This window comes from Corynebacterium riegelii (assembly GCF_001263755.1).
GTDB lineage: Bacteria > Actinomycetota > Actinomycetes > Mycobacteriales > Mycobacteriaceae > Corynebacterium > Corynebacterium riegelii.
On sequence record NZ_CP012342.1, the window covers coordinates 740,754 to 753,559 of the forward strand.

The window sequence follows — 12,806 nt, forward strand, 5'->3', positions numbered from 1 at the left end:
CTAGCGCCCTACGATTGTGGCCATGAATTTGTTTGCTGAGGAGTTCTACGCAACACGCCGCCAAGCACTACAGAAGCGGGTAGCGCAATCCGATGTCACTGCCCTGGTTATCGGCGTTGGCGCGGAGATGAAGGCGTTGACTGGGCATGAGTTCCACTCGCATGAGCGCTTGACCGCGCTGGTAGTAACGGCTGATTCCCAGGTGCTTATCGCCCCGGCGACGGATGCGGCCTCTTTGCCGGCCCTTACGGACGTGACCGTGCAATCGTGGCGCGACGGCGAAAACCCGTACGCTGCCGTGGCCAACGTCGCAGGAGGACCTGCAGAACTTAGCCGGACGTTGACCGCGGATCACGTGTTTGGTCTTCAGGGCGTGCTGCCTGAAACCAGGCTAATGTCGCAGCAGTTTGCAGACATGTTCATGATCAAGGATCCGGCGGAGATCGCTGAGCTGGCCAAGGCCGGTGCCGCCATCGACCGGGTACACGAGCAGGCACCCGCGCTTCTCGTCGCTGGCCGGACAGAGGCCGAGGTTGCCGCCGAACTTGCAGCGCTTATCCGCCGCGAGCATGCCGAGGTTGACTTTGTCATCGTCGGATCTGGCCCCAACGGCGCTAATCCGCACCACGACTTTTCTGACCGCGTGTTGCAGCCAGGGGATCCGGTGGTGGTGGACATCGGCGGCACACTTGACACTGGGTACCACTCGGACAGCACGCGCACCTATGTAGTGCCGGGTGCTGCGGCGTCACCGGAGTTTCAGCGCGCCTACCAGGTTGTGCTCGAGGCCCAGCAGGCTGCCGCAGCTGCTGCGCGCCCAGGCATGACGGCTGGTGAGCTGGATGCGGTTGCGCGCGACATCATCACAGCGGCCGGCTTTGGCAACGAATTCTCCCACCGCCTGGGTCACGGCATCGGTCTTGAGATACACGAGCAGCCCTTCATCATCGCCGGTTCTGACCTGGTCCTTGAGGAAGGTATGGCGTTTTCCATTGAGCCGGGCGTGTACGTCGAGGGTCAGTTCGGCGTCCGCATTGAGGACATTGTGACGCTGACGGATACCGGTGCACGCTCACTCAACAACGCCCCAAAGGCACTTGAATGCTAAGTCAGGGCACAATTCTTCTCCTTGGCGCTACCAGCGATATTGGCGGTGAGATTGCTCAGCGTATCTGTCAGGGCCGCGATGTGGTGTGTGCGGTGAGGGATGTGGGGGTTGGCGTGGGCGTCGAGAAGCAACTGCTCAATGCTGGTGCCAGTAGCGTGCGGACGGTGGCGTTTGAGGCAACTGATGTGGAGTCGCACCGTGCGCTGGTTGAGTCGGTGGACAACCTCACCACCGCCATCGTGGCGTTTGGCATCCTGGGCGACCAGGAGCTGGCTGAGCGCGATGAGCGGGAAGCCGTGCGTATTGCCAGCGTGGATTACCTCGCCCAGGTCAGCATGCTCACCGTGCTTGCAGACGTAATGCAGCGCGGCGAAATCTTCGCCTTTTCTTCCATTGCCGGCTGGCGGGCGCGCCGCGCGAACTACGTCTACGGCTCCACGAAGGCGGGGCTAGACGCGTTCTGCCAGGGCATGGCGGATCGCTTGCACGGTAGCGACTTGCACCTGATCACGGCGCGGCCAGGCTTTGTCATTGGCAAGATGACCACCGGAATGAAACCGGCGATCATGTCGGTGACTCCGGACGTTGTAGCGGAAGCAGTGGTTTCCGCCGCAAGCCGCGGTCGCAGCCAAACCGTGTGGATTCCGGGCAGGCTTGCGTTGCTTGCCTTCATCATGCGCCTTGTGCCCCGCCCAATTTGGCGCCATATGCCGAGGTAATAGAGCTTGATTACACCGATCGCACGCACGGCATTGGGGCTGGCGGGAAGCGTATTTGTGCTTCGCCCACGCACAGACCCTGAGTTCGCGGCCGCTACCTGGCTTGCTGGCGCGCGCCCAGGACAGCTCTTGGCGGCTGAAACGATCAGCCCGATAGGCCTTGGTGGTCGGATGAACCCGGCCAAAGCGTGGCGCATCAGCTACGCAACGAGTGATCGCGATAGCCGCGTCTTAAGCGCAACCGGAGCCGTATTCCGATCGCTCTCGCCGTGGCGGGGTGAAGGCGAGGCACCCACGGTGGCGTTTGCCCCCTCCACACAGGGGGTCGCGCCGCGTTGTGATCCTTCCTACACCTGCACCGTGGGTTTCAGCACCCGTCGCAGTCCTTTGGACGCCATCGCGGCGTATGAGCAGCCGGCGATCAACCTGTTGTTGGCGTGCGGCGCGAACGTGGTGGTCACGGACTACCCGCGTGATCCCGAAGACAACGTGCAGCTGTATTGCGACCACGTCTCATCAGCTCGCGCGTTGGCTGACGCGCTGCGGGCATCATCCGAGCTTGGTATAGACACCACCAACCTCGGCCTGTGGGGGTTTTCCCAAGGCGGCGGCGCGGTAGGTGCCTGGCTTGAGCAGCCGGAGTACACCCCTGAACTGCAACCGCTTGCGGCTGTAGTGGGCGCCCCGCCGGCCGATCTGATCGCCATGCTGGACCATGTGGACGGGGCAATGTCCTCTGTTGTCATCCTGTACGCGGTGGCGGCACTCATGGCCGCGGATGAGCGGATTGCTGGCGAGATCACCCCATACCTGAGTGGGGAAGGGGTGCGCGCTGTCATGCTCGGTGCGCAGGTATGTGCGGCAGGCGCGGTGTTGCACAGGCCGTGGGCACAGACAAGCACATGGACCACTACCGGCCAAACTATGGCTGAGCTGTTGGCAGACTTGCCGCTGACATCGGCACATCTTGAGGCTTCCCGGCTCGGGTCGCGCCGCCCGCCGCGTATCCCGATCCGCCTGTGGGCTTCGCTTTTCGACGACCTCGTGCCCCACCCAACCGTCACCACCCTCGGCAGCGCCTGGGGCGTGGATGTGCATACGCGGCGGCTGCCGCGCATTCTGGGGCGCACCGGCATGAACCACTTCGGTCCGTACTTCGCGTGGCTCAGCCGGGATGTGCGTTGGCTGCTAGCACAGCTTGGCGGGTAGCCTATGGCACATGCCGCTGCTTATGTTTGCGTACTTTGCCGTTGAGATGCTGGCGTTTTGGGGAGTTGCCAAAGCAATCGGGGTGGGTTGGGCGCTCCTTTTGGTTCTAGCGTTAATGGCGCTCGGGGCGTTTGCCGCCAGCTTGTCGCTTCGCGCTGCCTTGGCGCGCGCAGCACAAGGGCGTTCATCTGTTGGCCGATTGGCAGGCGATAGCGCACTGCTGTTGGCGGGGTGGGCGCTGTGTATCGTGCCGGGGTTCGTGTCCTCGTTTGTGGGGTTGCTGTTGATTTTGCCGCCGACGCGCGCGTTGATCCGCGGCGTGTTGACAGCACGTGTTCGCCGCGACATTGAGCAAGTGGGCATGCGCGTTTATGAGTCTGCTCCGATGTCTCGCTACCGCACCAGCTACGGAACGTTCACCCCGGAAAAGGACACGTCCCACGAGGTTATCGACGCCGAGGAACTGGAAAAGTGGTACCGGATGGGGGACGACTAGGTGCTGGCGTTTTACCGCATCACACTGGCAGCCCTTGCTGGCTGGCTAGTGTATTTGTCCTATGAACCGCATGGCTACTGGTGGTGCGCCATTGCCGGTATTGCGCTGTTGTTCCTGGCGCTATCGCCGTGGTCGCCGAAGGTAACCGGCAAGATTGGGCTGGCGGGTGCTGCGCAGGAGCGTCCGAGTGCCGCCTTTGGCGCGCTGCTCGGGTTTGTGCACGGTGTGGCGTGCTACCTCTACTTGTTGCCGTGGATCGGCGAATTTGTCGGAGCGATGCCCTATGTTGCGCTGAGTATCACGATGGCGCTCTACGCTATTATGACCGGCCTCTTTGGGGTGCGCGTGGCGCGCACCCGCTACGGCTTCCTTACGTTTGCACTGGTGTATGTGGCAGTGGAGTTCATCCGCTCCTCTGTGCCTTTTGGAGGGTTTGCGTGGGTTCGCCTTGCCTGGGGGCAGATCAATGGACCGCTGGCTTCGCTTGCCGCGTGGGGTGGGCCAGTGCTAGTTACCTGTGCCACGGTGATTGTTGGCGCGAGTCTATGCGCCCTGGTGCTTCGTTCAGGACGTGCGCGTGTGGCTGCGGCTGCAGGTGTCGTCGCGCCACTTCTGCTCGGCTTGGGTGCTTGGTTGGGGGTGGACTCCCCGTCGAAAACCAGCGACGAGGTGACGGTTGCCGCAGTGCAAGGCAACGTGCCAAGGCTTGGTCTGGACTTCAACGCGCAGCGCCGCGCGGTGCTGGCCAACCACGTCAATGAGACGCTCAAGCTTGCTGGCACCCATGTTGACTTCGTTATCTGGCCCGAGAATTCATCTGACGTCAATCCGTTTACGGATGCTGAGGCAGCCGAGCTCATTGACTCCGCCGTACAAGCTGTGGGCGCGCCGATCATGGTTGGCACGCTGACCCGTGACCAAGTCGGGGCCCGCAACACCCAAGTCGTCTTCGACCCGGTGACAGGACCCGGCGATATGCACCACAAGCGCTTCCTCCAGCCGTTTGGCGAATATATGCCTATGCGGGATTTCTTCCGCAACTTCTCTGACCTTGTGGACTTGGCGGGCGACTTCAAGCCAGGGGATGGTCCGGGCGTGGTGCGAATCGGCAACACCATCCTGGGTGTAGCCACCTGCTACGAGGTCGCGGAGGACCCCGCCTACCGGATGGCGGTGAAAAACGGCGCCCAAATCTTGGCCACACCTACAAACAACGCCACCTTCGGCTTCACCGACATGACCTACCAACAGTTGGCGATGAGCCGCATGCGCGCCATTGAGTTGGACCGTGCGGTCGTTGTCGCCGCAACCTCGGGTGTGTCTGCCATCGTGCACCCGGATGGTTCTGTCTCCCAGCAGACGGAGATCTTTGAGGCCAACCACCTTGTAGAAGCATTGCCGCTTCGCACCGGACTGACTCCGGCTGCCCGCTTTGGCGCGGTGTTGGAGTGGCTGCTTGTGCTTGCAGGTGCTGCGGCGGTGCTGCTGGCACGTCGCGAGTATGCTGCAAATGTTAACTAACCTGAACAATGCTTAACGCTAAAGGAGCTTCCGACGTGTCGAATTCGACTCTGGTGATCATCCCCACCTACAACGAGGTGGAAAACCTCCCGTTGATTACCCGCCGAGTCATTGAGGCTGCACCCGATGTTGACGTCCTTGTTGTGGACGACAACTCGCCCGACGGCACCGGAAAACTTGCGGACGATCTGGCGGCAGAACACGACACGATCCACGTGTTGCACCGCACCGCCAAGGATGGTCTGATGGCCGCCTACCGTGCAGGGTTCCGCTGGGCGCTTCAGCGCGACTACCAGGTCATTTGCCAGATGGATGCGGATGGCTCCCACGCCCCGGAGGAGCTTGCACGCCTGCTGGAAGCAATTGAGAACGGCGCGGACCTGGTTATTGGGTCTCGCTACGTTGATGGCGGCGAGGTGACTAACTGGCCGCAGCAGCGCTACCTGCTGTCCAAGTTGGGCAACCGCTACATCTCCGCGGCGCTGGGGGAAGATGTCAATGACCTCACGGCTGGCTACCGCGCGTTTCGTCGTGAAGTACTCGAGCAGCTGGATCTCAACGAGCTTTCGCCGAAGGGCTTCATTTTCCAGGCGGAGGTTGCACACAAGGCGGGCCAGGCAGGCTTCGACGTTCGCGAAGTGCCGATTACGTTTGAGGACCGCACGCTCGGGGAGTCCAAGCTCAACGCGAGCTTCGCAGCGACCTCACTGGCTGAGGTGACCAAGTGGGGAGTGGCGGAGAAGACCACCTCTGCCGCCAACCTGCTCAAGGAAGTGGGCGCGCTTGCGCAGTACGAATTTGAGCGCTCCGCTCTGTCGCGCACCGGTGAGCGCTTGGGTTCTGCCGCAGAGAAGGCAGCCACTACGGTTGGGGAGATGTACAAGCTGGCGAAGTACGAGCTGAAGAAGTCCCCGCTGGCCAAGGCACCAAAAAACGCCGCCAACCTTGTCGGTGACGGCGTTGCGGCGGTTGGTGAGTTCACCAACCTAGCCAAGCACGAGTTGAAGCGCGCGACTACTGGCCGTTAGCGGCCTGCTGCTCCTTGGCAATGCGCGCTGCGTTACGACGCCGCTTGCGCAGCTGCTCCAAACGCTCCTCGAGGAGCACATCCAGCTCCTCGATGCTGCGGCGCTCACGCAGCATGTCCCAGTGGGTACGCGGCGGCTTGGCTGGCTTAGCTTCGACGCCTTCGCCCTCCATCAGGATGCCGATCTGGCCGTTTTTGCACATCCACTCTTCGGGAATCTCGGCATCGTCCGCGAACGGCACCTCATAGACCTCACCGTTGGGGGTCTTGTATTTGGCCATTTGACGCGGCGCGAGGTCGTGGTCGCGGTCCGTTTCGTAGCTCACAGCGCCCATTCGGCTGCCGCGCAACACGCGATCTGCCATGCTCTCACAGTCCCTTCATTTGCTGCAACGATTAGTGCGATCGATTAAGTATAACGAGGAAGCTTCAAGGATTGTTCCCGGCTGTACTAGAATGTTTGGGCGTGGCAGCCCAGACCAGTTTTACCGACAGGGCCGCACCTGCTTGTCAGTGGTGCGGGAAAGAGCTGGCGCCGCAGGAGGGGAGAGGCAGGAAACGGAAATACTGCAGCCCCAGCTGCAAGCAGCGTGCGTATGAGCAAAGGCATAATATTGCTGGTACGGCGGTTACTGAAGGCTCCGTTGTACTGCGCCCGGAGCGCGTAGGAGAGCTTCGCGATGAGCTGTATGCGCTCAAGTGCGCCGCGGAAGATATTGCAACGGCAGCTGCGGAAGGGGCAAAGGCAGACGAAATTCGTCACCTTTGTGACGAATTAGTTGAGCTGGCCACACACATTGAAAAGCTGAGGTAGAAGGTGCAGACGAAACAAAAGGTTCTGATCGCGGTAGTCTCCGTATTTGCCGTATTTGCGCTGCTCATTGCATTTGTTCCGCTAGCAATCAACATGCTTGGCAGTGGCGTAAAAACGGAAGGTATCGATCATTCGGCACTGAAGCCAAGTTCAACCGACATTGATGGCGAATGGAGCGTGAGCAACCGCCCAAACGCAAACCGTTCGGCAGCCGGATTCACGTTCAACGAGGTGCTACCTGGAGAGCGCAGGGAGACCTCGGGATCCACGAACGGTATTACCGGATTTGCAACCATTGAGGCCGGCACGCTGACCGCCGGCAAGATCACTGTGGACATGACGAACATCACCACGGACAGCGATGTACGTGATAACAATGTCCGTCGCAAGATTTTCCATACTGATCAGTTCCCGGAATCCACGTTTGAGCTCACTGAGCCTGTCGACGTCAGCGAGCTGCCCACAGACGCCAACGTCGGAGAGGTGACGCTTACGGGCGACCTGACCATCATGGGGACAACGAACTCTGTGACGCAGACGTTTGAGGTTGCGCGTTCCGGCGACAACCTGATTATCGCGGGCGACATTCCGATTAACCGTTTGGATTACGGTGTGGACACGCCGGAGTTTGTCGCGGCAAAGATTGCGGAGGAAGGCGAGATCAACATCCGCATCAACCTGGCCAAATAGTCGCCCTTAACGTCACGTTACGTTATTGGGGGTATATGGCTACACCTTTCCATGGTGCGGCCATTATCATTATTTGTCCGATAATGTACATTATGTCAAGTAACGTTAGTGGGGACGCACCCTAGTCCCGCCCTTCGACCTAGCGCCCGCGACGCCGGCGCCTAACCATGGTCAGCTGTGTCAAGCTCAGCATCCCCTCTCGCGCCAACGCCTCGCGCAGCGCCAGCTGCCAGATCCACAGGCGCCGGTACACAACGTCAAACCCATCGGCCGCCGCGTCGCGCAGATTGCCCTCAAAGGTTCGGCGCTGCAACGCCAACGATTCAGCCAGGTGCTCCGGCGCTCGCGTCTCCGCGATGATGCGCAGTCCGGTGTTCCGGTCGGTGGTTTTGGCGATGTCGTGTGACGTCGAAAAGCTTAAGCCCGGCCAAATGTATGCCCGCAGCGATTCGAGGGCCGCAACGGCCGCCGACGGCAACCGCTCCACACACACCACCGTTTGTATACACACCATACCGCTTGGAACCAGGGAGTTATCAAGCAAGCGCAGGAACTCCCCCTTAGCCTTCTCCGGCAGTGTCTCAAGGTGCTCCACGCTCACAATGGCGTCATACGCACCGTGGGCAGCTTCGCCCAAGGTCTCAACCCGCACAGCATCGGCGACACCCGCAAACGTGAGTTGTTCACGCAGCTCCGCAGCTGCTTGGTCAGAATTTGCCACGCAGTCCACGGTCGCGCCACGACGGCTCGCCGCAACCGCCAGCGCAGAGCCCGCCGCGGGCCGAATCTGCAGGTGGATGCCTGTTCCGGCATGCACTGCGTCAAGGAGCATCGCGGCACTGCGGGCTTGTGCATCGCTCAAATCCCCGCGCCCTGCATCCAACGGTGTGGCGAATTCCGTCACATCGACGAAATGTTTTGCAGGTTCATGTTGACGCCCCGCGCCGCGCACAAAGGATTTCACCAGCTCACGCTGCGTGGTAGGCACACCTGTCGAAAAATGCCCCTGAAATGGGCTAACGCCGTCGCCGGAGAAATGGCTAATCAGGTCCGCCGGCAGCTCATCAGCAGCCCTACTGGGTGAAATTCGTGGGGTTTTCGGACAGTACTTTGCCGCGATGAGGCCGCGCAGCACGGCCACTAGCGCGTCAGAGTCTGCCGTCTCCCACTCTCCTGCCAGGTATCCCTCCGCAAGGCCAATCCAGCCACTAGCAGCAATTCGCGCAAACACATCCGCATGGGCAACTACCAGCGCGGGTTCATCGCCATCAAGGGCAAGCCCTGCCTGGGAAGCCGCCTTGGCAAACGCTGCCTCGGCACGCTTTGATCGCAGTGCGGCACCACGTATGTGTGGTGGCGCAGCTACTCCAGGCCATGCGGATGCATCCACACCCACAAGGTGATCTGCGGCGCTGTTGACTGTCATTGCATTCACCTTAGTGCCGCTAAGTGCCCTCACTGTGCTACAACCCGGGATGGGGGCGTAGTATCTACCGGGGTATTTTCAGCTTCAATCACAAGGAGTGCTTCAACATGGCAGCAACGCCATACCGCCCTACTGGTAACCGCCACCACGTAGTCATCGTCGGTGCCGGTTTCGGTGGCCTTTATGCAACCCGCGAGCTCGCTGGTGCCGACGTGGACGTAACGCTTATCAACCGCACCAACCATCACCTGTTTGCTCCGCTGCTCTACCAGGTGGCAACTGGTCTTCTATCCTCTGGCGAGATCGCGGTATCGGTGCGTCAGCTCACCCGCGGCATTGACAACCTCACGGTTATGCGCGGCGAGGTCACTGACATTGATACGGAAGCCCAGACCGTCACCGCCGTTGACGGTGGTGAGGAGCGCGCTTACGCGTATGACTCCCTGATCCTGGCTGCCGGCGCTGGCCAGTCCTACTTTGGCAATAACCACTTCGCCGAGTTCGCACCGGGTCTGAAGACCCTGGATGACGCGTTTGAGGTCCGCGCACGCATCATGGATGCCTTCGAGCGTGCCGAGCTTGCTGCAACGCCTGAAGAGCGCGAGGAGCTGCTCACTTTCGTCATCGTGGGCGCTGGCCCGACCGGTGTTGAGCTGGCAGGCCAGATCTCTGAGCTCGCTCACCGTTCCTTCGAGCAGGGCCAGTTCACCTTCCGCCCGGAGATGACCAAGATCGTGCTTATCGACGGCATGCCGCAGGTCCTTCCGCCATTTGGCAAGCGATTGGGCAAGAAGGCTCAGCGCCAGCTGGAGCGCGAAGGCGTAACTGTGATCCTCAACGCCTTGGTATCCAATGTGGACGCAGAGTCCGTGACCTACAAGGACACCAAGACCAATGAGGAGACGACCATCAAGGCTGCGACCAAGATCTGGTCCGCTGGTGTTGAGGCTTCCCCGCTGGGCCGTATTGTGGCTGAGCAGACTGGCGTTGAGGTCAACCGCAACGGCACCGTCCAGGTCAACCCGGACTGCTCCGTGGGTGACAAGCGCAACGTGTTCATCATCGGCGACATGATGAGCCTGAACAAGCTTCCGGGCGTTGCCCAGGTGGCTATGCAGTCTGGCGAGTACGTGGCCAAGATCATCACAGAGCAGGTTGAGCACGGCGTGGAGCCGGATCAGCGTGACCCGTTCAGCTACTTTGACAAGGGTTCCATGGCGATCATCTCCCGCTTCAACGCTGTGGTGAAGATGGGCAAGGTTGAGTTCAGCGGCTTCATCGGCTGGCTGATGTGGCTGTTCGTCCACGTTCAGTTCCTGCAGGGTCTGCGCAACCGCGTGGTCACCTCGTTTACGTGGCTGCTCAACGCGCTGAACTCGCGTCGTTACAACCTGGTCACCACCAATGGCCAGTTGCTGCAGCGCGTGGCGCGTGAAAACACGGAGACCGAAAAGTAGCCGAGGCCGAAAGCTGGCCAAGGCTAACAGCACTCAGCTCCCCCGCCCTCACCATGAGGGCGGGTTTTCTGTGCCAAACGTCACGCCATTCGTATTACCTAAAGGGGCCGGTTTTCTTTATACTTGGATGTGAGCGGCACGCGCGTGGCGTCGTCAAGCGGGAATTGCCCAAGCGCAGCCGCAGGAACACTTCAATAGTCAACAGAAGGACCGTGCAACTGTGACAGTTTCTACTCAGCCGCAAATGCAGCACCAAGCATGGGAAGGCTTCACGCCGGGCCCGTGGATGGAAACAATTGACGTCCGCGACTTCGTGCAGCGCAACTACACCCCGTACGACGGGGACGCTTCGTTCCTTGAAGGCGCTACCGAAAAGACGCTTCGCCTCTGGGACTATCTGGACAAAACCTACCTCGCTGTTGAACGTGAACGCCGTGTGTATGACGTAGATACGGACACACCTGCAGACATCGACGCGTTTGCCCCGGGCTACATCTCCGAAGATGATGATGTGATTGTTGGCCTGCAGACGGACACCCCAACCAAGCGCGCCATGATGCCGAACGGCGGCTGGCGCATGGTCGAGCAGGCCATCAAAGAGGCCGGCAAAGAGGTCAATGAAGATGTGAAGAAAATCTTCACCCACTACCGCAAGACACACAATGACGCGGTGTTTGACATTTACACGCCTCGCATCCGTGCGGCACGTTCCTCCCACATCGTCACAGGTTTGCCGGATGCCTATGGCCGTGGCCGCATCATTGGTGACTACCGCCGTGTGGCGCTCTACGGCGTGGACTACCTCATTGAAGAAAAGCAGCAGGCCAAGGACGCCTCCCTTGCTAACGGGTTCTCCGAGCATTGGGCGCGCTACCGCGAGGAACACGCCGAGCAGATCAAAGCGCTGAAGAAGCTGAAGAAGATGGCCGCGGACTATGGCTTCGACATCTCCGGACCGGCTTCCACCGCTAAGGAAGCAGTGCAGTGGACCTACTTCGGCTACTTGGCGTCAGTCAAGAGCCAGGACGGCGCTGCCATGTCTATTGGCCGCCTCTCCCCTTTCCTGGATGCCTACTTTGAGCGCGACCTGGCCAACGGCACCCTGACCGAGGTTGAAGCTCAGGAGATCATCGACGCGCTGGTAATCAAGCTGCGCATCGTGCGTTTCTTGCGCACCGAGGACTATGACCAGATCTTCTCCGGTGACCCGTACTGGGCTACCTGGACGGACGCAGGCTTCTCCGAGGACGGCCGCCACCAAGTAACCAAGACTGCGTTCCGCCTGCTGCAGACGCTGCGCAATCTTGGCCCGGCACCAGAGCCGAACATCACGATCTTCTGGGACCCGCAGCTGCCGGAGGGATACAAGGAATTCTGCGCCGCGATTTCCATTGAGACGTCCTCGCTGCAGTATGAGTCTGATAAACAGATTCGTGACAAGTGGGGCGATGACGCCGCCATCGCTTGCTGCGTGTCTCCTATGAAGGTGGGCAAGCAGATGCAGTTCTTCGGCGCGCGTGTCAACGCGGCGAAGGCGCTGCTGTACGCCATCAACGGCGGCCGCGATGAGGTCAGCGGCAAGCAGATCACCGATGGCGACCACACGCCGATTCTTGGCGACGGCCCACTGGACTTCGACGAAGTCTGGCAGAAGTACGAGGAGATGCTCGACTGGGTTGTGGGCACCTATGTTGAGGCGCTGAACATCATCCACTACTGCCACGACCGCTACGCCTACGAGTCCATTGAGATGGCGCTGCATGATTCTGACATCATCCGCACCATGGGCTGCGGTATTGCAGGCCTGTCTATTGTGGCTGACTCACTCAGCGCGATTAAGTACGCCAAGGTCTTCCCGGTTCGTGATGAGACCGGCCTAGTGGTGGACTACATTACCGAGGGTGAGTTCCCGTTCTACGGCAACGACGATGACCGTGCGGACGACATCGCTGCCACCGTGGTGCACACCGTGATGCAGAAGATCAAGGCGATCCCGATGTACCGCGACGCCATTCCGACGCAGTCCGTGCTGACCATTACCTCCAACGTTGTCTACGGCAAGGCCACCGGTTCGTTCCCGTCCGGGCACAAGGCCGGTACCCCGTTCGCGCCGGGCGCAAACCCGGAAAACGGTGCCGATAACCACGGCATGGTTGCCTCCATGCTGTCGGTTGGCAAGCTGGACTACAACGATGCGCTGGACGGCATTTCGCTGACCAACACCATCACTCCTGCTGGTCTTGGCCGCAACAAGGAAGAGCAGGTAAAGAACCTGGTTGGTGTCTTGGACGCGGGCTTCATCATGGACAACGCTGACACGACCATCCAGCCGGCCTAAT

12 protein-coding genes are annotated in these 12,806 nt (G+C 60.5%); 10 read left to right on the top strand and 2 right to left on the bottom strand.

The genetic code is table 11. The features are described 5' to 3' along the window. The first annotated feature begins 22 nt into the window (after positions 1 to 22). Genes AK829_RS03575 through AK829_RS03600 form a run of 6 tightly spaced genes read left to right on the top strand, consistent with a single transcriptional unit; the run spans position 23 to position 6,081 of the window. Positions 23 to 1,108, top strand: a complete 1,086-nt coding sequence (locus AK829_RS03575) for a M24 family metallopeptidase (protein WP_052204331.1) — start codon at positions 23 to 25, stop codon at positions 1,106 to 1,108. Beyond that, on the top strand, positions 1,102 to 1,827 hold the full coding sequence (locus tag AK829_RS03580) for an SDR family oxidoreductase (protein WP_052204333.1): 726 nt from the start codon (positions 1,102 to 1,104) through the stop codon (positions 1,825 to 1,827). The genes AK829_RS03575 and AK829_RS03580 overlap by 7 nt, the downstream gene beginning before the upstream one ends. Positions 1,828 to 1,833: 6 nt before the next feature. Further along, entirely contained in the window at positions 1,834 to 3,036 is a 1,203-nt protein-coding gene (locus AK829_RS03585; RefSeq protein ID WP_052204335.1) for a lipase family protein, read from the top strand. A gap of 10 nt (positions 3,037 to 3,046) precedes the next feature. After that, positions 3,047 to 3,532, top strand: coding sequence for an FxsA family protein (locus AK829_RS03590; RefSeq protein WP_052204337.1), 486 nt, complete (start codon positions 3,047 to 3,049; stop codon positions 3,530 to 3,532). After that, the gene (lnt, locus tag AK829_RS03595; RefSeq protein ID WP_052204339.1) at positions 3,533 to 5,053 is read left to right on the top strand and encodes an apolipoprotein N-acyltransferase; all 1,521 of its coding nucleotides are present in this window, start codon (positions 3,533 to 3,535) and stop codon (positions 5,051 to 5,053) included. Between the two features lie 8 nt (positions 5,054 to 5,061). Then, on the top strand, positions 5,062 to 6,081 hold the full coding sequence (locus AK829_RS03600; protein ID WP_052204340.1) for a polyprenol monophosphomannose synthase: 1,020 nt from the start codon (positions 5,062 to 5,064) through the stop codon (positions 6,079 to 6,081). Here AK829_RS03600 and AK829_RS03605 read toward each other — a convergent pair. Beyond that, on the bottom strand, positions 6,068 to 6,445 hold the full coding sequence (locus AK829_RS03605) for an RNA polymerase-binding protein RbpA (RefSeq protein ID WP_052204342.1): 378 nt from the start codon (positions 6,443 to 6,445) through the stop codon (positions 6,068 to 6,070). The genes AK829_RS03600 and AK829_RS03605 overlap by 14 nt on opposite strands. 101 nt (positions 6,446 to 6,546) lie before the next feature. Here AK829_RS03605 and AK829_RS03610 point away from each other — a divergent pair, with 101 nt between their 5' ends. Continuing rightward, entirely contained in the window at positions 6,547 to 6,894 is a 348-nt protein-coding gene (locus AK829_RS03610) for a hypothetical protein (RefSeq protein WP_052204344.1), read from the top strand. A gap of 3 nt (positions 6,895 to 6,897) precedes the next feature. Then, positions 6,898 to 7,584: a YceI family protein gene (locus AK829_RS03615; protein ID WP_052204346.1), complete on the top strand. Its 687-nt coding sequence runs from the start codon at positions 6,898 to 6,900 to the stop codon at positions 7,582 to 7,584. A 139-nt stretch (positions 7,585 to 7,723) separates the two neighbouring features. On the opposite strand, the gene AK829_RS03620 is transcribed toward AK829_RS03615, so the two are convergent. Then, the gene (locus tag AK829_RS03620; RefSeq protein WP_052204348.1) at positions 7,724 to 9,010 is read right to left on the bottom strand and encodes an SAM-dependent methyltransferase; all 1,287 of its coding nucleotides are present in this window, start codon (positions 9,008 to 9,010) and stop codon (positions 7,724 to 7,726) included. A gap of 107 nt (positions 9,011 to 9,117) precedes the next feature. Between AK829_RS03620 and AK829_RS03625 the strand changes: the two genes are divergently transcribed. Next, positions 9,118 to 10,467, top strand: a complete 1,350-nt coding sequence (locus AK829_RS03625) for an NAD(P)/FAD-dependent oxidoreductase (protein ID WP_052204349.1) — start codon at positions 9,118 to 9,120, stop codon at positions 10,465 to 10,467. 244 nt (positions 10,468 to 10,711) lie between these two features. Further along, on the top strand, positions 10,712 to 12,805 hold the full coding sequence (locus AK829_RS03630) for a pyruvate formate lyase family protein (RefSeq protein ID WP_052204351.1): 2,094 nt from the start codon (positions 10,712 to 10,714) through the stop codon (positions 12,803 to 12,805). The last annotated feature ends 1 nt before the right edge of the window (position 12,806 follow it).

Coding starts and splice junctions, on each gene's coding strand:
- AK829_RS03590 (WP_052204337.1), top strand. CDS start 3,047: ATGCCGCTGCTTATGTTTGCGTACTTTGCCGTTGAGATGCTGGCGTTT.
- AK829_RS03580 (WP_052204333.1), top strand. CDS start 1,102: ATGCTAAGTCAGGGCACAATTCTTCTCCTTGGCGCTACCAGCGATATT.
- AK829_RS03605 (WP_052204342.1), bottom strand. CDS start 6,445: ATGGCAGATCGCGTGTTGCGCGGCAGCCGAATGGGCGCTGTGAGCTAC.
- AK829_RS03625 (WP_052204349.1), top strand. CDS start 9,118: ATGGCAGCAACGCCATACCGCCCTACTGGTAACCGCCACCACGTAGTC.
- AK829_RS03600 (WP_052204340.1), top strand. CDS start 5,062: ATGCTTAACGCTAAAGGAGCTTCCGACGTGTCGAATTCGACTCTGGTG.
- AK829_RS03630 (WP_052204351.1), top strand. CDS start 10,712: ATGCAGCACCAAGCATGGGAAGGCTTCACGCCGGGCCCGTGGATGGAA.
- AK829_RS03575 (WP_052204331.1), top strand. CDS start 23: ATGAATTTGTTTGCTGAGGAGTTCTACGCAACACGCCGCCAAGCACTA.
- AK829_RS03620 (WP_052204348.1), bottom strand. CDS start 9,010: ATGACAGTCAACAGCGCCGCAGATCACCTTGTGGGTGTGGATGCATCC.